This is a genomic window from Martinezella lusitana, assembly GCF_010668395.1.
In the GTDB taxonomy this organism is placed as follows: domain Bacteria; phylum Pseudomonadota; class Alphaproteobacteria; order Rhizobiales; family Rhizobiaceae; genus Rhizobium; species Rhizobium lusitanum_A.
The window spans coordinates 30,124-50,209 of sequence record NZ_WUEY01000018.1 but is presented as its reverse complement, the minus strand read 5'-3'; the positions used below and the strand labels follow the sequence as shown (position 1 = coordinate 50,209).

The following is a 20,086-nucleotide window of genomic DNA, read 5'->3' as shown; positions in this document are numbered from 1 at the left end:
GAAAAATCGCGTGACTGTCAAAAAACTGGAGGATGGAATGTTGAAATCATTGAACAAGACATTGCTCGGCGCAGCGCTGATCGGCGCATCCTTCGCCTCGCATGCCTTTGCCGAAACCACGATCAATGCCCTCTTCATGGCGCAGGCTGCCTATAGCGAAGCCGACGTGCGCGCCATGACGGATGCCTTCTCCAAGGCCAATCCGGATATCAAGGTCAATCTTGAGTTCGTGCCTTACGAAGGCCTGCACGACAAGACCGTGCTGGCACAGGGTTCGGGCGGCGGCTACGACGTCGTGCTGTTCGACGTCATCTGGCCGGCCGAATACGCGACCAACAAGGTTCTGGTCGACGTATCCTCGCGCGTCTCCGACGATATGAAGAAGGGCGTGCTGCCGGGCGCATGGACGACGGTCCAATACGACGGCAAATATTACGGCATGCCCTGGATCCTCGATACCAAGTACCTGTTCTACAACAAGGAAATCCTGGAAAAGGCCGGCATCAAGACGCCGCCGAAGACCTGGGACGAGCTGAACGAACAGGCCAAGATCATCAAGGACAAGGGTCTGCTGGCAACGCCGATCGCCTGGAGCTGGTCGCAGGCCGAAGCCGCGATCTGCGATTACACCACGCTCGTCAGCGCCTATAAGGGCGACTTCCTGAAGGACGGCAAGCCGGACTTCCAGAACGGCGGCGGCCTCGATGCCCTGAAATATATGGTCGACAGCTACAAGTCCGGCCTCACCAATCCGAACTCCAAGGAATTCCTCGAAGAGGACGTCCGCAAGGTCTTCGAAAACGGTGACGCCGCCTTCGCGCTGAACTGGACCTACATGTACAACATGGCGAACGACCCGAAAGACAGCAAGGTTGCCGGCAAGGTCGGCGTCGTGCCGGCACCGGGCGTCGCCGGCAAGAGCGAGGCCTCGGCCGTCAACGGCTCCATGGGCCTCGGCATCACCACGGCCAGCAAGCATCCGGACGAGGCCTGGAAATACATCACCTTCATGACCTCGCAAGCGACGCAGAACCAGTATGCCAAGCTCAGCCTGCCGATCTGGGCATCGTCCTACAGCGACCCGGCCGTCACCAAGGGCCAGGAAGAACTGATCGCGGCCGCCAAGGTCGGCCTCGCCGCCATGTATCCGCGTCCGACGACGCCGAAGTATCAGGAACTGTCGACCGCACTTCAGCAGGCGATCCAGGAATCGCTGCTCGGCCAGTCTTCGCCGGAAGACGCGCTGAAGTCGGCTGCCGACAACAGCGGTCTCTGATATTCTAAATCGGGCGGTGCCAGTCACCGCCCGCCCTATCCTCCATGAAGAATGAAAGAAGGGGCCCGTCATGTCCGGCACCTCTATGACAACTCGCGCCTGGTTCTTGATGTTGCCGCTGCTTGTGGTGATGGTCGCCGTCATCGGCTGGCCGCTCGTCGATACCGTCGGCCTTTCTTTCACGGATGCAAAGCTTGTCGGCACCGGCGGCAATTTCGTCGGCATCGACAATTACGCCAAGATGCTGGCGAACTCCAATTTCCAGCGCACCCTCATCACCACGGCCTGGTTCGCGATCGTCTCCGTTGCCGCCGAAATGGTGCTCGGCGTGCTTGCCGCGCTGCTGCTGAACCAGGAGTTCAAGGGCCGTGGCGTGCTGCGCGCGCTGATGATCCTGCCCTGGGCGCTGCCAACCGTCGTCAACGCAACACTCTGGCGGCTGATCTACAATCCGGAATACGGTGCTCTCAATGCGGCACTCACCCAGCTCGGCCTGCTCGACGCCTATCGCTCCTGGCTCGGCGAACCGGGCACGGCGCTGACGGCGCTTATCGTCGCCGACTGCTGGAAGAATTTTCCCCTCGTGGCGCTCATCGCGCTTGCAGCCCTGCAGGCCGTGCCGCGCGACATCACCGCCGCATCGCTGGTTGACGGCGCAGGCCCCTTCAAGCGCTTCCGTTTCGTCATCCTTCCTTATCTCGTGGGGCCGCTGATGGTGGCGCTGGTGCTGCGCACCATCGAGGCCTTCAAGGTCTTCGACATCATCTGGGTGATGACGCGCGGCGGCCCGGCGAACAGCACGCGCACGCTTTCCATCCTCGTCTATCAGGAGGCTTTCTCCTTCCAGCGGGCGGGATCCGGCGCATCGCTCGCCCTCATCGTCACGCTGCTGGTCACGGTGCTGGCCGCCGCCTATGCCGCCCTTGTCCGCAAAACCGCGGGGAGTGCCACCTGATGGAACGCAAGAGCCCTCTCTTCACCTGCTTCATCTATGTCTGCGCCATTCTGCTTGCCGCCATCATCCTGGCGCCGATCGCCTGGCTGTTCATCATGAGCATTTCGCCGGCTGCCGATCTTGCCGCCAAGCCGCTGCGCTGGTGGCCGCAGACGGTCGATTTCTCGCGCTACAAGCTCCTGCTGTCGACGCTGGAAAACAGCGAGGGGGCGGCGTTCACCTCGTCGCTGCGCAACAGCATCGAAGTGGCCGGCATGGCGACGATTGCCGCCATCGCGCTTGCCATCCCCGCCGGCTGGGCCGTGTCGCGCACGCCCTCCGTTGGCTGGTCTCTGTCCATGGTCATCGCCACCTATATGCTGCCGCCGGTGGCGCTTGCCGTGCCGCTCTACATGGGCCTTGCCCATCTCGGCCTGCTCAACAACGTCTTCGGCCTGGCGCTCGTCTATCTGACGATCCTCGCGCCATTCACGACCTGGCTGATGAAATCCGGCTTCGATTCCATTCCGAAGGAAATCGAGGCCGCGGCGATGATCGACGGCGCCGGGCTGTTCCAGACGCTGAAGATCATCACGCTGCCGCTGGCCATGCCCGTGATGGCGACCTCGGCGCTCTTCGCCTTCCTGCTTGCCTGGGATGAATTCTTCTATGCGCTGCTCTTCACCTCAGACCAGCGCGCCAAAACCCTCACCGTCGCCATAGCGGATCTCGCCGGCGGCCGTGTCTCGGATTACGGATTGATCGCGACTGCCGGCGTGCTCGCCGCCCTGCCCCCGGTGCTGATCGGCCTTGTCATGCAACGCGCCCTGATCTCGGGCCTGACCAATGGCGGCGTCAAGGGATGACCATGACCCAGGAGAAAACACGTCCCGAAGGCCTTGCCGCCATCGACCGCGAAATGGGCCGGCAACATGCCGATGCGCTTGCCTCCTTCGAGGCCGCCGCCGCCATGGCCGCCAAAGCCGCCGCCTCGCTGACGCGTACCGGCACGCTGCTGCTGCTCGGCATGGGCGGCTCCCACGCCGTCAACCGCGCGGTCGAGCCGCTCTATCGCGCCGCCGGCATCGATGCGATCGCATTGCCGCTCTCCGAACAGCTCGGCCAGCCGCTGTCGCTCGACAGGCGGACCATTTTCATGACCTCGCAATCCGGCGAAAGCGCCGAGGTGCTCCGCTGGTTCGATGAGACGGGCGGCACCGCCGATACCTTCGGCCTGACGCTGGAGGCCAGCTCTTTCCTTGCCAGAACCGCGCCTTCTCTCGTCGGCGCGGGCGGCACCGAGCTTGCCTTTGCCGCAACCCGCAGCCTCACCGTGAGCTTCGCGCTGCATCTGGCGATCTTCGCCGCTCTCGGGCAGGATCCATCGCCCGCCTTGGCCGTGCTTCGCGCGCCTGAGGCGCTCGATATCAAGCTGGCGCTCTCGGCTCTTGCCAACGTCGCCACGGTCGTCACCTCGGGCCGTCGCCTGCAGGGCGTTGCCGAGGCGCTGGCGCTCGGCCTCACCGAACTTTCCCGCCGCCCCTGCTTCTCGCTCGAAGGCGGCCAGCTGCGGCACGGCCCGATGGAGATGCTCGGGCCGTCGATCGGCGTCGTGCTTTTCCGCGGCAATGATGCGACGGCTGGCCTCGTGACAGCCATGGCCGTTTCGGCCGTCGAAACGGGTGCGCCTGTGGTCATCTTCGACGGTTCGCAGGAAGAGCCGGTCCCTGGCTGCGTCACGCTGCGCTTCAAGCCGGAAACCGGGCTTGCGGCCATCTTCCAGATGCTGCCTGTGGCGCAGTCGCTAATGATCGCCTTCGCCGACGAGCGGGTGGAAAATGCCGGCACGCCGGTACGCTCCACCAAGATCACCCGGAGCGAATGAATGAAGCCGCTTGCAGTCATCGGCAACGTCAATGTCGACCTGATCCTCGGGCCGGCCGCGCCTTGGCCCAAGGCCGGCACGGAGATCATCGTCGATCATGACGAGCTGCGCGTCGGCGGCCAGGCAGGCAATAGCGCGCTCGCCTGGGACGGTCTCGGCATCGACTATGAGATATCGGCCAATGTCGGCAACGACCAGTTCGGGCGCTGGCTCAGCGACGCATTCGGTGCCCGCGGCATCAAGTGGCCTGTCAGCCCCGAGGGCACGACGCTCTCGGTCGGCATCACCCATCCGGATGGCGAGCGCACCTTCTTCACGACGCGCGGCCACCTGCCGAGGTTCAGCCTCGATAACGTGCTTGCGGTGCTCGATGGAGCAAAGCTCGCCGGCGGCTATGCGCTTTTGTGCGGCGCCTTCCTCACAGAAGATCTCACGCGGGATTACGACGCCCTGTTCGACTGGGCCGATAAGCACCGCATTACCGTTGCTCTCGACACCGGCTGGCCGCTCGATGGCTGGACCGAGGCGAATTGCGATGCCACGCGCCGCTGGCTTGCGCGCTGCGGCGTGGCGCTGATGAACGAGGTCGAAACCACGACGTTAGCCGGCATGGACGATCCGGCCGAAGCCGCTCGCGCGCTCCATGCGCTGATGCCCAAGGGTGCCATCTTCGTCGTCAAGCGCGGCCCGGACGGCGCCATCGCCATCGATGCCGGCGGCAAGCTCGTTTCAGCCGCTGCGCCGCGTGTCACGGTCGTCGATACGATCGGCGCCGGCGATGTTTTCAATGCCGGCTTCCTGGCCGCCCTTGCCCGCGACGAACCGCCCGAGGCCTGCCTTTCGGCGGGGACCGCTGTCGCTTCCCGCGCCATTTCCACTCTGCCGCGCAGCTATGGCCCGGCCCAAGCATCCGAGGAGGCCGTTCGATGAGCGCGCTCGAAATCCAGAACATCCGCAAGAGCTACGGCGAAGTGGAGACGCTGAAAGGCATCGACATTTCGCTCGAAAGCGGCGAATTCCTGGTGCTGCTCGGCTCGTCGGGCTGCGGCAAGTCCACGCTGCTGAACATCATCGCCGGACTTGCCGAGGCAACCAGCGGCGATATCCGCATCGGGGATCGCTCCGTGCTCGGCGTCCATCCGAAGGACCGCGACATCGCCATGGTGTTCCAGTCCTATGCGCTCTATCCGAACCTCTCGGTCCACCGCAACATCGGCTTCGGCCTGGAGATGCGCAAGGTGCCGGCGGCCGAGCGCGACAAGGCGGTGCGCGAGGCGGCGAAGCTGCTGCAGATCGAATCGCTGCTCGAGCGCAAGCCGAGCCAGCTTTCCGGCGGCCAGCGCCAGCGCGTGGCGATCGGCCGAGCGCTGGTGCGCAAGCCAGAAGTCTTCCTGTTCGACGAGCCGCTGTCCAACCTCGACGCCAAGCTGCGCATGGAGATGCGCACGGAGCTGAAGCGCCTGCACCAGATGCTGAAGACCACCGTGGTCTACGTGACGCACGACCAGATCGAGGCGATGACACTGGCGACCCGCATCGCGGTGATGCGCGACGGCCGGATCGAGCAGCTCGGCACGCCGGACGAGATCTACAACCATCCGGCAACGCTCTATGTCGCGACCTTCGTCGGCGCACCACCGATGAATCTGCTGAATGCGACGGCGGAAGCGGGCATCCTGCGCATCGACGGGACATCGATCACGTTGCCCCTTCCTGCCACGAAGGGCGACATCAAGCAGGGTCAGGAGCTGGTGGTCGGCATCAGGCCGGAAACGTTGCGCCTGGATGACCATGGCCAGCTTGACGCCGTGTGCGAAGTTGCGGAATTGACGGGTCCGGAGCTGATCGTAACGGCACAGGCGGGCTCGCAGCGGCTGATGGCCTGCCTGCCGCCGCGCACCGCCATTGCCGAGGGGCAGGCACTGAAGCTCGGCTTCGACGCCAATGCGCTGCACCTCTTCGATCGCGCCACCGGCCAGCGCTGCGACTAGGCCTTCCGCCATAGCCGACGAAGGAATTTTCTTTCTCACCCCGATCATATCCGCAAGCTGGAAAGGGTGGCACGCGAACGACCGAGCGCCCGGTGCCACCCGGATGAATTTTCAATCCTCGTAATGTTACCGCAAGGCAGAGGCCTGAACCTGACGGTCCAAACGATCGTCGGGAAAGAACCGTGTTTCAACACCTCCAACGCAGCACACGCTGGCCTTTCGTCGGGCTTCAATTGAGCAATGCCGCCCTGAATTCCGGCCATGCCTTCGCGACCGTCCTCTATCCCTGGATCATGTACGACCTCACCGGCAGCGTCGTGTGCATGGCGCTCATGGCATTCGTGAACGGCGCGGTGCTCCTGATCGGCATGGTCTTTGGCGGCTATGTGTCGGAGATGCTCGGGGCTCGCCACACGGCGCTGATTTCGGCGAAGGTCGGAATGCTGACGTCGCTGCTGATTGCGGTACTCTACATGGCGGGTTTCCTGCGTCCCGGCACGTTCCTGCTTCTCGGCTTCATCGGCACCGTCCTCGATGGGCCGGCAACCATCGCCACGGAAACCAAAACCCCGGAAGTTGCCCGCCTTTCGAAGCTGTCATCGACCGCCGCCACGTCCATCGACGACACGATGGACGGCCTGGTGCTGCTGACGGCGGCGGCAGCCAGCGCCTTCGTCATTGCCGTTATCGGCCCGAAGGACGCGGCCTGGTGGATCGTGGTCAGCAATTTCATTGCAATGATGCTTCTGTCCCTCAGCCTGCCGAAATTTCGCCTGGGTCCGGCACCGAAACTTGGCGATATCGCCAATGGCGGCAGGCTGCTCAAGGCTTCGGCCGTGTCGTTGCCATTCACGCTTTGCGCGAGCGCGACGCTCGGCTTCTTCATGACGCTGCAGATTTTCGTCGTGCCGGCCGCCTTGCGGCTGCAGGGCGAATCGGTGGCATGGCTCGGGCTGTTCATCGCGGCATCGGCGACGGGCACGATCATGATGAACCTGCATCTGGCATCGCGTCATGCCATGCCGGATCCCGCCTCCATCGTCTCCGGAGCCCTGCTCGGCCTGGCGGTCTCGATGGGCATCCTATGGATGGAGATTTCGCCGCTGACGATGATGCTTGCCGGTCTCGTCGCCGGGCTGGCCAATGGCTGGCTTTCGCCCGCCTTCGCCGCGATCCTGCAAATGAAGGCGCCACGCAGCTGCCGGCCCTATGTGATGGGTCTCTCCTACTCGATCGTTCTGCTGTTTCTTCCGCTGGAATACCTGCTGACGGGCGCAGCGATCGGGCTTACCTCGTTCCGCACCACCTGCATTTTTCTGGTCTTCCTGCTGTCGCTGGCCGCGGCCGTCAGTGCGGCATGGCTTGAATGCATCGAGGACGAAGAGCCGAAAACAGACGGATAAATGCCGATGATGCGGCAGGCGACGGGTTGCGCGCAATGATGCCGTAATGTTCATCGCTATGTCTGAACAACACTGTTTCGTTTCATGGAGGGTGGAAATGCGCCTCTTGCTTGTAGAGGACGAGCCGCAAATGGCCGATGCGCTTGCGACCGCCCTGCATCAGTACGACATCATCGTGGATCACGCCCCGAACCTGGATTTTGCACGAAGTGCCGTCGCCGAGCATGTGCATGACATGATCGTGCTCGACCGGCAGCTGCCCGACGGCGACGGGCTTGAGCTCATCCGGCATTTGCGTTCGATCGGCGCGGCGACGCCCGTTATCGTGCTGACCGCCCGCGGTTCCGTCGCCGACCGCGTCAGGGGCCTGGACTTCGGTGCCGATGATTATCTTGCCAAGCCGTTCGCGCTGGAGGAGCTTCTGGCCCGCATCCGCGCCCTGATGCGCCGGCCGGCAACCGTTGCCCCGATGGTCGCCAGGCTTGGCAAACTGGAATTCAATCTCGACGACAGAGAAGCGCGGATCGGCGGCAAGGTGCTTGACTTGCCGCGGCGCGAGCTTCTCGTGCTCGAAACGCTCATCCGCCGCCAGGGCAGAACCGTCCTGAGAACGGCTCTTGAAGAGGCCGTCTATGCCTTTGATGACGAGATCCAGTCGAATGCGCTCGATTCGCACGTATCGCGGCTTCGCAAGAAGCTGGCCGACGCACAGGCCGATGTCGAGATCCATGGCATTCGCGGGGTTGGCTACCTGTTGAGGCCGACGGCATGAAGCGTCCCACACCGAAGTCGCTGAAGCGCCGGCTGATCGCGCAGCTTCTGCTCTTCCAGGTCGGCATTCTCTTCCTGTTCAGCGTCGCCTTCGTCGCCTATCTGATACAGGCGGGCGAGGGTATCGTTCTCTCCGATCCCGAGTTCGCGGATGTCGCCGCCCGCGCGATCGAACGCAAAGCGGATGGCCGTCTCGTTCTCAACGAGACGGAGGAGCTTGCCGGGCTGCGGCAACGCTCCGCCGACTTCTGGTTCGTCGCCCGCAGCGAAAAGGGCGAGATCGTCCAGACCGGCAATGTTCCGGCAGTCTATGCGGCAATGGCGCAGAATCTGGACCGTATAACCTTCGGGGACATCAGGGACACCAAGGCGCCCTTCTCATACCTGGCCGTCATACGCAGCGCATCCGGCCCCGCGGGCAGCTTCACCGTGCTCGGCAAGGGCGACGTATTCAGCATGATATACGCCATCCTCCTTCTCTCGAACCTGCTGATGGTGCCTATCCTTATCCTGCTGGTCGTCATCACCATCATCGTCATCCCCTGGATCGTCAGCAGAGCATTTTCCCGCCTTTCCACCATCGCAAGGGAAGCGGAAGCCATCGATATCGACCGGCGCGGATACAGGTTGCCGGAAACCGGCATTCCCCGCGAAGTCATGCCCCTCGTTAGCGCGATCAACGGCGCGCTTCAACGCCTCGACGAGGGGCATGAACGCCACCAGCGATTCATTCTCGATGCGGCCCACGAATTGCGCACGCCCGTCGCCATTTTGCAGACGCGTGTCGAAACGATCGTGGAAGGGCCGATCCGCAGCAGGCTCCTGTCCGACGCCGGGCGCATCGCGGCCCTCGCGGAACAACTGCTCGACCTGCAGCGTCTGGACGTCAACGGCGCAAACTTTTCCTCCGTCGACCTGGTGGAAATCTGCCGCGACGTCGCGGCCGACATGGCTCCGCTTGCGATCGCGCAGGGTTACGACCTCTCGCTGGAAACGAAGCTCGACGAGCTGATCATGCAGGGAGATGCCGGTGCGCTGCAGCGCGTCATCCTCAACATCGTGCAGAACGCGATCGAGCACGCAGGCGGCAAGGGAAACATCACAATCGCAATCGACGAACGGGCCGTCATCGAGGTGACGGACGAGGGGCCGGGCATACCCGCGGCGGAACGCGAACGGATCTTCGAGCCGTTCCATCGCCTTCATCCCAACGAGCGCGGAGCCGGCCTGGGGCTCAACCTCGTGAAGGAAATCATGCAGCGGCATGGCGGCCATGTCGTCGTTGCCGACAACCCGGCGGGCGGCGCCCGCTTTCGCCTTTGCTTTCCGCACTGAGAGCGAGGGCCGGCGAGCCGATCGCCCAGAGAATTAAATTCTAGTTAAAATATCCTACGTATCTGTACAAAAATACTCGATAATTTTTCAATATTTTCAAACCCTGCAATGTACCTGCAATTCTCACCGGCAAAATGACCTGCATCTCCTGAGGCCGATCCGCTCCCAAGACGGCGGCGCCGGAGAGCAGCAGGAACCGATGTCCGGTTCTCCAACGCAAACAGAGACCTTGCGAGCGCCTAGGGATGGCGCGTGGGTTTCGTATGGAGTTAGCAATGTCGCTCAGCGCAAAATCGATTTTGTTCGCGGCCCTGGCCATGGCGGCCGCGACCAACGCCTTCGCCGCCGATCTCACGACCTATCAGGCGCCCGATGCCTCGGCTTACGACAGGCCGCCGGCCTTCCAATGGAGCGGCGCCTATTTCGGCGCGCATGGCGGTATCGCCTCGCCGAAACTGAATCCTTTTGCCAACGGCAAGGGCCTGACGGGCGGCGTGCAAGCTGGCTACAATTTCCAGGTCGGGCCAGGTATCGTCGGTGCGGAGCTGGAAGGCTCCTACCTCGGAAACAACGAGGTGCGCGTGCCGAACGGCAAGGTGGAAGAACGCTTCCGTGGCGCCGCTAAGGCGAAGGCGGGTCTGACCTTCGACCGCACGCTGGTCTACGGGACGGCGGGTCTGACGATGACGAAGTTCGACGGCGGCAAGGGTGTTTCGAGCCCAAGCGGCTGGAAGCAGGGCTATCTGCTGGGCGGCGGCATCGAACAAGGCTTCGGTGGCGGGCTGTCAGCCAAGATCGAATACAACTACGTCATGACCAACGACGTATCCACGACGACATCAAGCGGCAAATCGAAGACCGATCTGCGCGATCACGTCATCAAGGCCGGCCTGAACTATCGTTTCTGATTCCCGAAATCTGAAGAGGTCGGTACGCCTTTCAAGCCGAGGCGTGCCCGACTGGGAGCGGCGAAGGATGGCTGATCAAACCCCGAGCCAGTCCTTGCGCCGCTCTCAATCATGAAATGAAAGCATGATGTTGAATGCCATGATGAGCCGTCTCATGAACATAACGATCGCCCTGGCGCTGATGGCGCTGGGAATCGCGGGCGTCATGATCGTAACAGCCGAAACCGAGGCGCCGGATGTGCGAAGCGCCGGGCAAACCGCCACTGTCAAGGCGGTCGAAGTTGCTCCCATGGACGTGATGCAGGTCCAGCGCCAGAATTACACGCAGGAGATCCGCATCAGCGGCTTCCTCCAGCCGGCCCGCCGCGTGACGCTCACCGCAAGACTGTCGGGAACGCTGGCCGCCGTCGAGGCCGATGTCGGGACGACCGTGCGGGCGGGAGACGTCATCGCGCGCTTCGAAACGGAAACCCTGACGCTGACCCTCGACAAGCTGGTCGCGACCACCGAAGCGAAGGCGGCGACGCTTCTGCGGGCGAAGAAGGATCTGGAACGCACACGTAGCCTTGCCGCGACGGGCGGGGTCGCCCAGGCCAAGTTGACCGAAGTCGAGACCGATGCGGCAGTGCTGAAGGCGGAACTGCGCGCTCTGCGGGCCGAGGAAGCGGAAGCGCGGCGCGCACTGGACGATGCGGTCGTCACCGCGCCGTTCGACGGTATCGTCAACACCCGCGGGATCAATCCCGGGCAGGCCGTGTCGATCAACACCGAACTCTTCGAGATCGTCGATATTGCCAGGCTGGACATGGTGGCCTTGCTCCCTCCGCAAGAGAGCGCCGAACTTTCGATCGGCCAGATGGCGGAGATCGAGGTTGAAGGCTTGCCGAAGACGTCCTTTTCAGCCCGGCTCGATAGAATAAGCCCCGCCACGGTCGGCACCTCGCGCTCGCTGCAGGTCTATCTGAGGCTTGAACAGACCGTGCCGGGTCTGCGTGGCGGCATGTTCGGCCACGGCACGCTCCGGATCGGTAGCCACGAAAACATTCTTGCGGTCCCCATGGCAGCCGTCGCCAAGGAAGGCGAGAAAGCCTTCGTCCGGACGATTTCCGATGGCGTCGTGCGCCGGCAATCCATCGTCCTCGGCAATGCCAGGGTCGGAGAGGATCTTGTCGAGGTTCGCAGCGGCTTGAAAGAAGGCGATCGCATCATAACCGTACCCCTCGCGGATATCGCTACCGGCACCCCGGTAAGAATCGCGGGGCGCTGAGGACCAACGATGTTTCTGGCACGTATTTCCATTCAGCAGCCGGTCTTTGCCACGATGATGATGGCGGCCATCGTCGTTCTGGGTGTCGTCGCCTGGTCACGGCTGCCGGTCGATCTGCTGCCTTCGGTTGATTTGCCGACCGTCGTCGTTTCCACCAATTATGATGGCGCATCCGCATTTTCGGTCGAACAGCAGATCAGCCGCCCCATCGAGGAAAGCATCGGCGCAATCTCCGGCATCAAGAAGATTTCCTCGCATTCCTCAACGGGCAATTCGCTCGTCATCGCCGAATTCACCCTCGAAACACCCTCGAGAGCAGCGGCGGACGAGGTGCGCGATCGCATATCGCGATTGCAGGATACGCTTCCCGACGGAGCGGACCGGCCGCTCGTCACGCGCTTCAACCCGCAGGATGCGCCGATCATGTCGCTCGCCGCCTTCTCCGCCGATATTTCCATCAGCCGGATGACCCAGATCGCCGACACGACGATCATGCCGCGATTGCGGCGCGTGCCGGGTGTCGGTCAGGTGACGCTGGTCGGCGGCAGCGAAGATCAGATACGCATTCAACCCGATCCGACCAAGCTGCAATCCTTCGGCATTCCGATCCCGAGCCTGATCGAGGCCATTCAACGGGCGACCCGTGACAGCGCCGTAGGCTCGGTCGCCTCCTCGATGCGGGAGCGCAGCATCATCGTCGGCGTCCAGCCGGGCAGCATCGGGGAATTCGCCGATATCGTGATTGCCCGGGACAGCGCCGGCCGCGCCGTGCGCCTCTCGGAAGTCGCCGATGTGATGGAAGCGGGCGCCGATCCGAAGAGCCGGGCATGGTTCAACGGCAAGCCGGCGCTCGGGCTGGACATCAACAAGCTCGAAGGCGCCAATACCGTCGAGGTCGCCCGGGGCATCGAACGGGAGCTGGCCAAGCTGCGAAAGGACGATGCACTGCGGGACATCGGCATCGTTGTCTCGCAGGACAGCTCCCGCACGATCGTCGGCCAGATCGGCGACGTGCAACGCACCATCATCGAAGGCGGCGTGCTGACGGTCGTGATCGTGCTGCTTTTTCTCAACTCCTGGCGCTCGACCATCATCACCGCGCTGACCCTGCCGGTCTCGGTTATCGGCACATTCGCGGCCATCGCCGTCCTGGGGTTCAGCCTCAACCTGATGACGATGCTGGCGCTGTCGATCTGCATCGGCATCCTGATCGATGACGCCATTGTCGTGCGCGAAAATATCAGCCGTCATGCCGCCATGGGCAAGGATCGCCGACAGGCCGCGCTGGATGGTACGACCGAGATCGGCCTCGCGGTCCTGGCAACGACATTCTCCATCGTCGCGGTCTTTCTTCCCGTCGCGTTCATGGGCGGAGTGATCGGCCGTTTCTTCCTGCAGTTCGGCGTGACCGTCTCCGTGGCTGTGCTGATTTCGCTCTTCGTATCCTTCACGCTCGATCCCATGCTTTCGAGCGTTTGGGCAGAGCCGTCGGCGCGGAAAGGCAAGGGATGGCTGCAAGCCCTGCTCGACCGCTTCGACAAGGCATTTGAGCGGATCGCATATCGTTATGGCGGCATGGTCGGCTGGTGTCTCGACCATCGCGCCGTAACGTCCTTCTGCGTCCTCACCCTGTTTGCCGGAAGCCTTTGCCTGATACCAAGGATCGGTATGGAATTCGTGCCGAAATCCGACCAGGGCGCGATCGCCGTCGGGCTCACGCTGCCGGAGGGATCGTCGGTCGACTATACCGCCGCCAAGATCCGGCAGACCGAGGACATCCTGCGGCAGTTTTCCGATATCGGGGATCTCTATTCGACGGTGAACAGCGGCGACGGCGCCAACACCAACGAGGCCAGAATAGCAGCTTCGATGGTAGCCCCCGACAAGAGACGCATGACTTCGGTGACGATCGCACCGAAGCTGCGCGAGGCGCTGGGCCCCGTTGCCGGCGCCATGATCGAGGTCGGGCAGCCCGGCGACGTCTCCGGCGTAGAAGCCAAGACGATCCAGATATCGATCCTTGGCGGAGACCTGAGCATTCTGGAAGAGATATCGCGGGATCTTATGGCCAAGATCGGCCAGATCCGGGGGATCATCGATCTGGAATCCTCCGCGGACAAGAAGCGGCCGATGCTGATGGTTCGATTGCGCGCGGATGAAGCGGCCGACCTCGGAATCTCGACGGCGACGATCGAGCGTAACCTGCGGCCGCTGGTGGCCGGCGAGACATTGGCCAGCTGGGCGCATGAGGGCGGCGAATCGCGCTACGTGGCCATAAGGCTGACGGAGGCCGGACGCCGGACGGTCGAGGATCTCGGGCAGATTCCTGTTCCCGTCGAGCGCATGGGCGGGACAGGCCCCGCAATCGCCGTGCCCTTGTCCCAGGTTGCCGATATCAAGGAGACGCTGGCGCCGAAGACGATCATCCGGCGCGACGGCGACCGGGAAGTTCGTCTCGGCGCCAATCTGAGCGGCCGCCCCCTCGGCAAAGTCGTGCGCGACATCCGGGCATTGATCGACTCGGAGAAGCTACCGGCCGGCTACCGCATCGCCATCGGCGGCGAAGCGGACGACATGGCCGAAAGCTTCGGCTATGCAGCCCGGGCGCTGCTGCTGGCCGTCGTGTTCATCTATCTCATCCTGGCATCGCAATTCGGTTCCTTCGTGCAGCCGATCGCCATCATGACCAGCCTGCCGCTTTCGATCAGCGGCGTGCTGATGGGCCTTCTCATAACGGGATCGACGATCAACATCTTCTCGGTCATCGGCTTCATCATGCTCATGGGTCTCGTCACGAAAAATGCCATCCTGCTCGTGGATCATGCCAACAAGCGCCTTCGGGACGGCGCGAGCATGCGGCAGAGCCTGATCGATGCCGGCATTGTCCGCTTCCGGCCCATCGCCATGACCACGTCCGCCATGATTATCGGCATGATGCCGCTGGCGCTCGGCCTCGGCGAAGGCGGGCAGGAACGCGCATCCATGGCACACGCCGTCATCGGCGGCCTCGTCTCCTCGACTGCCCTGACGCTCGTCTTCGTGCCGGTGGCCTTGTCGTTGATCGAAAGTTGCCGGGCGCTGCTGAAAAAGAAAGCGAATGGTTCGGCGCTTGATCAGACAAGGGATGCGACAGCATGACGACGCAAGTCCCCCGGTTCCGCGTCCAAGCCTATGGCTGCGGAGCCGGCCTACCCTGTCACCAGCAGGGCTGGATGGCGCTTGCGATCCATGTCCTGCTGCTGATGGCGATCATCTCCGTCGGTGGTCTTCACGCAGACAGCTATCCATTTGCCCATGCCACGGCGATCGTCACTCCGACAATACGTCTGGTTTTTCTTGGTCTGGTGGAAAAACGATGCCCCATGGCGCTGGCGATGAGACGAATTCGAAGACAGGGAAGAGGACTGATAATCCGGCCCGAGGCCGGAATATCCTGATAAGTCGGATCCGAGGGGAATTATTCGCATTCGAGCGAGGGCTGGCGGAAGCTGGTCACATACCAATCGGATCCGGAGCTTCGGGCATAGAAAGTGTAGAAGCACTCCGTCTGCTCGACATAGCCGGGCGTTTCGGTGACCTCATAGCGTCTGCCGCGGCGCGTTTGCCTGACTTCGCCGCTGGATTGGCCGGCGACCACCTGGGTCTTCTTCTGCCGCCATTGATAGGCGCGCTCACCCGGGCGCAGATCATAGACGTTGTCCGGCGGGCCATAATCGAGCATCACGCTGCTGATCGGTTCACCGATATAGCTCTTCATGATTTGCGAGGCGCAGGCCGTGAGCATCAGCAAGACTGCGAGCACAGCAATACCAACTGGTAGCCGCTTCATGCGCGTGACAGGCATCGAGAACGTCCTTTGCAACTGAAGTAAGATCGCAGGCAGAGGTACGTCCGCTGGATTACATCAGCATTGCGCATCGCGGAGTCAGCCGCTTTTGTCGATCATTCCGTTGCGGAGGGTTTTGTTCCTGGCTGCGGTGGGGATGGACTGTCCGGCAGAAGTGGCGGGCGTTGGCTACAAGCCGCTTTACGACGCGGAGAATCTGAAGCCGAGAAGCTGATTGCGGCTAAATCACATTAGCGGTTTACGGCTCTCGCTCTGCTATCCGAGACCAAGACCCATCGGCCGCCCGCTTGGTTTCCACGCGGGCGGTTTCGTTTCCCCGATACGGGCATCCGTAGTGCTTGGCTACGGCGTTGATGCATTGCTGCCTTTGCGCTTTGGTGTCTTTGGCGCGAGTGCCAGCGCTATGTATTGGTGGATTTTGGAAGATTTTGGTTGCGGGGGCCTGACTGCACGGAGACTTGCAAATTCTCCGCCTCAATCCGGCTTCACGGCAACAAATTCTGCTTCGCGTCAGATGCCTCTCTTGCCTCTCATTTTCGGAGAATCTCGTTTGGGGCCGAAGGCGGATTGTGCGTCTTGGTGGCATGTAAGAAAAGGCTGCCGTTGATGTGGCCGTAATTGCCCAATCGATGCCTCCGACCTCAATCTCGAGGTCCGAATCGTCAGTGCGGTCGCCTTCGATACGGAAGGCTATAAGGTAGACATCTCGGCTACCAGCCCGGCCGCAAATTCCGACTTCTAGCGAAGCCGCGGTTTCGCGAACCTGCGGCCTTTGGGCAAGGAAGACGACTGTCAAAAAGACTTCGCAGATCAATCGTCGGAATCAACGGTCTGGAAGCACAGGCAGGGACTCACCGCTCGCACGTACGCCCGCTCACATTCCGCGCGGGCAAACGACGACGCGGACTTTCAACCGGGAGCCGCTGTTTTCGATGTCGTTTTCGATGGCCGCTGGGTTACGGCATTCGCCTAACGGATCGTAAATCACGCAGATAAGGGTATCCACCTTCGGCATACTCCCATATCTGCCGACGTCGATCAGCAGCTCGTCGACTACCTTTCTCTGGCCCAGACCTTTACGGGTCATCTTGGCTTCCACAACTATACGCTGGGGTGGCAGATAGAAGTCGAGGCGAGAGCTGTTACTGGCATAACTCGGCGTATGCTCCTCCGACCGCACGTCATCAAAACTCAGCCTGAGGATCGCATGCAGCATGTCCTGGACGTCGTACTCGTCCTCCACGGTCATCGGAACCCGGCTCCGTTGACGGGACTGCATCTGACGCGCGAACAGTGGGAACCTCCGACAAAGGTTGACGATGAACTCTACTGGGTCCGCGGTCTCCGTGACGGCAGCTCTTTCCGCAATCCGGCGCGCGACGACCGAAAGGACTACGGCTTCCAACGCGTCGTTGATCGGCACCGGGCTATCCAGGCAACGCCGGAGGAGAGTCTCCGCCAAAATCCCTACGGGAGGTAGGGCGTCGGTCTGATAGCATAATTGGATCGCGATGACTGTGATGATATCAGGGGTACGCAGCGCAGCAAGCTCGATCTGCACTCCCGCGGCGGCGCCCGACCCGGACTTCATCTGTTCAAGCGCAACGGACGCGGCCAGTCTGGACACGACGCCGGAAAGATGCCCTTCGAGGATCGCTCGGCCAAGCGTCTCAGCGTACCAGGCGCGGTCGTCCTGCGGACATCCGAAGGCGACGATGCCGCTCGCGATCCCGAGCACCTCCAGTGGACTGGATACGAATGACTGCCTGTCCGCAGTTAAGATCTCCCGGCCCCTCAGGTGGGCCAGGCCGTCCCCCCATTCAGACCTTGTCCTCTCATCGCATCTGGACGCAGCGAAACCATAGGCCGCGAGCTCGGGCGTCCGCCTCAGGGAAAGCGCGCTCGTCTGGCGTAATGGCTCGCTCATGAACGCGGGTAAGTCCGTTCCGGAAAGGGTGCAGGTCAGGAACGCGAAACCCGTGGCCGGGTCGGGCCAGGTCTGGGAGGCGCTCAGGAAGCGCGATGACGCGAGCAGCATCTGCGCCGTCGCGCTCGTCACGATCTCCATCATAGGAACCAGCGGCTCCATCTCAGTTTCACGTTCAGCGCGGAAGGAGACCAATCCGGGACCTCTCGCAGACGGCCCAGCAATTCGGCGATGCGTTCGGAATAGTAGATGGTGACTGGGGACCCGGCAGGCAGAACCGATCTCCAGGAAAGGCTCGTGAACTTGAGCGCCTGTTCCGTGAGGTAATCGACATCCCTGAAGGTTGAGTCCGGATGTAGGGAAATCAGCAGGGGAGTAGGTAGCGGCGTGTTCGCCCTTTTGATAAGCTTTCCCGCGTTGACGCAGAGGAGCCGCGTGAACGGTCCGATCCGCGCAATGGTGCCTCGAGGCGGCGCGTACACTCCCTTCGATTTTCCGGATTTGCCGACCGGAAGACCGCGCTCCTGCTTGTCGACCAGGGAGAACGGATGGTCGTGTGAAACCGTCACGAACGCCATCTGAATGTTCTGTTCTCCGCCGACCGCCTTGGCGCAATCGAACGCGACCCTGGCGATATCAACGCGCTTGAGCGGTTTGTTGGCATGGAAGATCACTCGAACGGTGTCGCCCGGAAGCCAGTTGTTACGCCGCTTGAGCGTCTGTAGGACTCCAAGTAGCGACGCCCTGACGGCATCCGCGTGATCTTCGTATGAGCATTTTCTGGAGACATCTCCGAGGAGATAGGTCCCATCGCCGCTGAAAACGGTGGTGATACCGACGAGCCGCTGCCGTTTATGTGCCCTGCTACCAGAGAGCTCCGCCACCCCCATCCCGACGACCAGCTCGTCGTTGATGGCCTTGTCATGGTTGACCGTCCAAGGCACGCCGTTGAGCTTGGCATACATGGCGACCGCGAAGTTCTGCAGCGTGTACTGCAAGCTCCGCGGTTCGGCCGCCATCGTTGAAAGCCTAAGTTCTTGAGTCGGTATCGCAAGCGTGAGTAGGAGCGCCTTTGTTTGGACGTAGGGGTTATCGTTGCCCGGAAGGAAGGCGTGCTCGTCGAACAGCACCACGATCCCGCCATCGATATCGCCTCCGCTCGCGATCCTTTCTTCCATCGCCGTCCGGTAAGCCTTCTGGGGTGAACCCGGATCGCCGACGTTGACATTGACGGGACACAGAACGAACTCGACGCCGACAAGTCCGAAGAGATCGCGAAAGCCAGTTGAGTAGCTGTGGAATTCGGTACCTAACCCGTCCCGGAAGGCACGCAGAAAGGATTCTACCTTGCTCTGCACAGGGCTCGGAAATGCCACCAGGATACGCGGGGATTTTTTGGCGAAACTCGATCGGTCGTAGGGGCCGTTCCTGGTCAGCCCGGCCCACGCGAATTCGTGACTCTTAGCTCCGGTCCTGTCGAAAACATACTCTACGACAGGGGCCTGATAGACCGACCGGGCCGCGCCCGAATTCGACAGGACAATACGGTCACCTACGTCGACCTCGAGGTTCTGCGCGATTCTGATTGGTTTCTTCCTCAGGAACTCTCCCATTTGTTCCACGACCCTATCGAATGAGGGGCCGATGCGGAACTTGGCTTCCTCGTCATCGATGGCCGAATGGAGCTTCCGGTAATGGAAGGGCCCCAACAGGGACGTGAGGCACCTGGAGAAGTTCTCCTTCGATCCTTCGAGCTTGAGTTCTCCCGTCTTGAAGACGTCGTCTTCCGCGTTTTCGAAGACGTGCGTCCAGTCCCCGTCCACGCGCCGCACGCGCCCGACGAGGCGGCGTTCTCCGTGTTGCGGGTCTCGACGGACTACATACATCCCTGTGATATCCACTCCCGACTGCGCGAGGTCAGCCAGATCGGTGTCGATGTCGTATCGCATTCCGATGGAAACGAAAGCGCCGATTTTGGCGCGTCCGTCCGCGTCCTCGTAAATCTTGGTGCTGATCACAAACCTCGGACTGATGCGAAACGTCTCCAGCAGGGGATGCGAGTCGCCGACCTGCGACCTGGCCAGCTCGAGCAGTTCGGACTTCTGCGCCAGGAAAGTGAAGGGACGTTTCCTGAGCGCGGAGTATTTCGGGAGAGCGCTCTCCATGGCGTCTTCCACGCGCGAGCGAAGCAGCCAGGGATGCCGCGCCGTCTCGATCTCGACTGACTTGCCCTGTACGTTTGGCCCGCCCGGTTTGAGCCGCAGGTAGTGGAGTTGCCCGCCGAACCAGTGAAGGAACCAGTATCCGTCCATTCGCTGGCGTTCGATCTTGACCTCGGACGGATCGGACCATTCCCGGACGATGACCTCGACGACCTCCGGGGTCTTCAATTCAAAGCCGTTGGTGAAGAGACGTCGAGTTGATGTCGGGGTAACAGGGGAGCCGTCTGGCGATGCGGGATGTCCGTGCATAGCATTCCACAACTGGTAGCTGGCGAATCGATTCGCTTTGTCCAAGCAGCGTATCAAAAAGGATGGAGCAT

16 protein-coding genes and 1 pseudogene are annotated in these 20,086 nt (G+C 62.1%); 14 read left to right on the top strand and 3 right to left on the bottom strand.

The features are described 5' to 3' along the window. Nucleotides 1–37 precede the first annotated feature (37 nt). The 13 genes from GR212_RS27990 (at nucleotide 38) to GR212_RS27930 (ending at nucleotide 15,207) form a co-directional block, all read left to right on the top strand. Complete coding sequence (locus GR212_RS27990) at nucleotides 38–1,276, top strand: extracellular solute-binding protein (protein ID WP_163991697.1); 1,239 nt, start codon at nucleotides 38–40, stop codon at nucleotides 1,274–1,276. A 70-nt stretch (nucleotides 1,277–1,346) separates the two neighbouring features. After that, complete coding sequence (locus GR212_RS27985) at nucleotides 1,347–2,231, top strand: carbohydrate ABC transporter permease (RefSeq protein ID WP_163991694.1); 885 nt, start codon at nucleotides 1,347–1,349, stop codon at nucleotides 2,229–2,231. Continuing rightward, nucleotides 2,231–3,076, top strand: coding sequence for a carbohydrate ABC transporter permease (locus GR212_RS27980; protein WP_163991692.1), 846 nt, complete (start codon nucleotides 2,231–2,233; stop codon nucleotides 3,074–3,076). Before GR212_RS27985 ends, GR212_RS27980 begins: the two co-directional genes overlap by 1 nt. Further along, nucleotides 3,073–4,095 (top strand): SIS domain-containing protein, encoded by a 1,023-nt coding sequence (locus GR212_RS27975; RefSeq protein WP_163991690.1) that lies wholly within the window; start codon nucleotides 3,073–3,075, stop codon nucleotides 4,093–4,095. Before GR212_RS27980 ends, GR212_RS27975 begins: the two co-directional genes overlap by 4 nt. Then, nucleotides 4,096–5,025 (top strand): PfkB family carbohydrate kinase, encoded by a 930-nt coding sequence (locus tag GR212_RS27970; protein WP_163991688.1) that lies wholly within the window; start codon nucleotides 4,096–4,098, stop codon nucleotides 5,023–5,025. Then, nucleotides 5,022–6,086: an ABC transporter ATP-binding protein gene (locus GR212_RS27965; protein ID WP_163991687.1), complete on the top strand. Its 1,065-nt coding sequence runs from the start codon at nucleotides 5,022–5,024 to the stop codon at nucleotides 6,084–6,086. The genes GR212_RS27970 and GR212_RS27965 overlap by 4 nt, the downstream gene beginning before the upstream one ends. A 182-nt stretch (nucleotides 6,087–6,268) precedes the next feature. Further along, complete coding sequence (locus tag GR212_RS27960; RefSeq protein WP_163991685.1) at nucleotides 6,269–7,489, top strand: MFS transporter; 1,221 nt, start codon at nucleotides 6,269–6,271, stop codon at nucleotides 7,487–7,489. Between the two features lie 97 nt (nucleotides 7,490–7,586). After that, nucleotides 7,587–8,261 (top strand): response regulator transcription factor, encoded by a 675-nt coding sequence (locus GR212_RS27955; RefSeq protein WP_163991683.1) that lies wholly within the window; start codon nucleotides 7,587–7,589, stop codon nucleotides 8,259–8,261. Continuing rightward, on the top strand, nucleotides 8,258–9,595 hold the full coding sequence (locus GR212_RS27950; protein ID WP_163991681.1) for a sensor histidine kinase: 1,338 nt from the start codon (nucleotides 8,258–8,260) through the stop codon (nucleotides 9,593–9,595). Before GR212_RS27955 ends, GR212_RS27950 begins: the two co-directional genes overlap by 4 nt. A 275-nt stretch (nucleotides 9,596–9,870) precedes the next feature. Beyond that, on the top strand, nucleotides 9,871–10,503 hold the full coding sequence (locus GR212_RS27945) for an outer membrane protein (RefSeq protein WP_163991679.1): 633 nt from the start codon (nucleotides 9,871–9,873) through the stop codon (nucleotides 10,501–10,503). A 154-nt stretch (nucleotides 10,504–10,657) separates the two neighbouring features. Next, nucleotides 10,658–11,770, top strand: coding sequence for an efflux RND transporter periplasmic adaptor subunit (locus GR212_RS27940; protein WP_163991677.1), 1,113 nt, complete (start codon nucleotides 10,658–10,660; stop codon nucleotides 11,768–11,770). A 9-nt stretch (nucleotides 11,771–11,779) separates the two neighbouring features. Then, nucleotides 11,780–14,908 (top strand): efflux RND transporter permease subunit, encoded by a 3,129-nt coding sequence (locus GR212_RS27935; RefSeq protein WP_163991675.1) that lies wholly within the window; start codon nucleotides 11,780–11,782, stop codon nucleotides 14,906–14,908. Between the two features lie 74 nt (nucleotides 14,909–14,982). Next, complete coding sequence (locus GR212_RS27930; RefSeq protein WP_163991672.1) at nucleotides 14,983–15,207, top strand: hypothetical protein; 225 nt, start codon at nucleotides 14,983–14,985, stop codon at nucleotides 15,205–15,207. Nucleotides 15,208–15,227: 20 nt separating this feature from the next. Here the strand turns inward: GR212_RS27930 and GR212_RS27925 are convergent, their stop codons facing one another. Further along, on the bottom strand, nucleotides 15,228–15,599 hold the full coding sequence (locus GR212_RS27925; protein ID WP_432444415.1) for a hypothetical protein: 372 nt from the start codon (nucleotides 15,597–15,599) through the stop codon (nucleotides 15,228–15,230). Nucleotides 15,600–15,759: 160 nt separating this feature from the next. On the opposite strand from GR212_RS27925, the pseudogene GR212_RS37825 reads away from it, so the two are divergent. Further along, nucleotides 15,760–15,831 (top strand): annotated as a pseudogene (locus tag GR212_RS37825) (glycine cleavage T C-terminal barrel domain-containing protein); the annotation flags it as partial. 660 nt (nucleotides 15,832–16,491) lie between these two features. Here the strand turns inward: GR212_RS37825 and GR212_RS27920 are convergent. Continuing rightward, nucleotides 16,492–17,688: a hypothetical protein gene (locus GR212_RS27920; protein ID WP_163991668.1), complete on the bottom strand. Its 1,197-nt coding sequence runs from the start codon at nucleotides 17,686–17,688 to the stop codon at nucleotides 16,492–16,494. Next, nucleotides 17,685–20,060 (bottom strand): argonaute/piwi family protein, encoded by a 2,376-nt coding sequence (locus GR212_RS27915; protein WP_204326796.1) that lies wholly within the window; start codon nucleotides 20,058–20,060, stop codon nucleotides 17,685–17,687. Before GR212_RS27915 ends, GR212_RS27920 begins: the two co-directional genes overlap by 4 nt. Between the last annotated feature and the right edge of the window lie 26 nt (nucleotides 20,061–20,086).

Excerpts from the sequence above, each read along its gene's own strand:
- GR212_RS27990 (WP_163991697.1), top strand. The coding sequence starts at position 38 with ATGTTGAAATCATTGAACAAGACATTGCTCGGCGCAGCGCTGATCGGC.
- GR212_RS27985 (WP_163991694.1), top strand. The coding sequence starts at position 1,347 with ATGTCCGGCACCTCTATGACAACTCGCGCCTGGTTCTTGATGTTGCCG.
- GR212_RS27980 (WP_163991692.1), top strand. The coding sequence starts at position 2,231 with ATGGAACGCAAGAGCCCTCTCTTCACCTGCTTCATCTATGTCTGCGCC.
- GR212_RS27975 (WP_163991690.1), top strand. The coding sequence starts at position 3,073 with ATGACCATGACCCAGGAGAAAACACGTCCCGAAGGCCTTGCCGCCATC.
- GR212_RS27970 (WP_163991688.1), top strand. The coding sequence starts at position 4,096 with ATGAAGCCGCTTGCAGTCATCGGCAACGTCAATGTCGACCTGATCCTC.
- GR212_RS27965 (WP_163991687.1), top strand. The coding sequence starts at position 5,022 with ATGAGCGCGCTCGAAATCCAGAACATCCGCAAGAGCTACGGCGAAGTG.
- GR212_RS27955 (WP_163991683.1), top strand. The coding sequence starts at position 7,587 with ATGCGCCTCTTGCTTGTAGAGGACGAGCCGCAAATGGCCGATGCGCTT.
- GR212_RS27950 (WP_163991681.1), top strand. The coding sequence starts at position 8,258 with ATGAAGCGTCCCACACCGAAGTCGCTGAAGCGCCGGCTGATCGCGCAG.
- GR212_RS27945 (WP_163991679.1), top strand. The coding sequence starts at position 9,871 with ATGTCGCTCAGCGCAAAATCGATTTTGTTCGCGGCCCTGGCCATGGCG.
- GR212_RS27940 (WP_163991677.1), top strand. The coding sequence starts at position 10,658 with ATGAACATAACGATCGCCCTGGCGCTGATGGCGCTGGGAATCGCGGGC.
- GR212_RS27935 (WP_163991675.1), top strand. The coding sequence starts at position 11,780 with ATGTTTCTGGCACGTATTTCCATTCAGCAGCCGGTCTTTGCCACGATG.
- GR212_RS27930 (WP_163991672.1), top strand. The coding sequence starts at position 14,983 with ATGGCGCTTGCGATCCATGTCCTGCTGCTGATGGCGATCATCTCCGTC.
- GR212_RS27925 (WP_432444415.1), bottom strand. The coding sequence starts at position 15,599 with ATGAAGCGGCTACCAGTTGGTATTGCTGTGCTCGCAGTCTTGCTGATG.
- GR212_RS27920 (WP_163991668.1), bottom strand. The coding sequence starts at position 17,688 with ATGATGGAGATCGTGACGAGCGCGACGGCGCAGATGCTGCTCGCGTCA.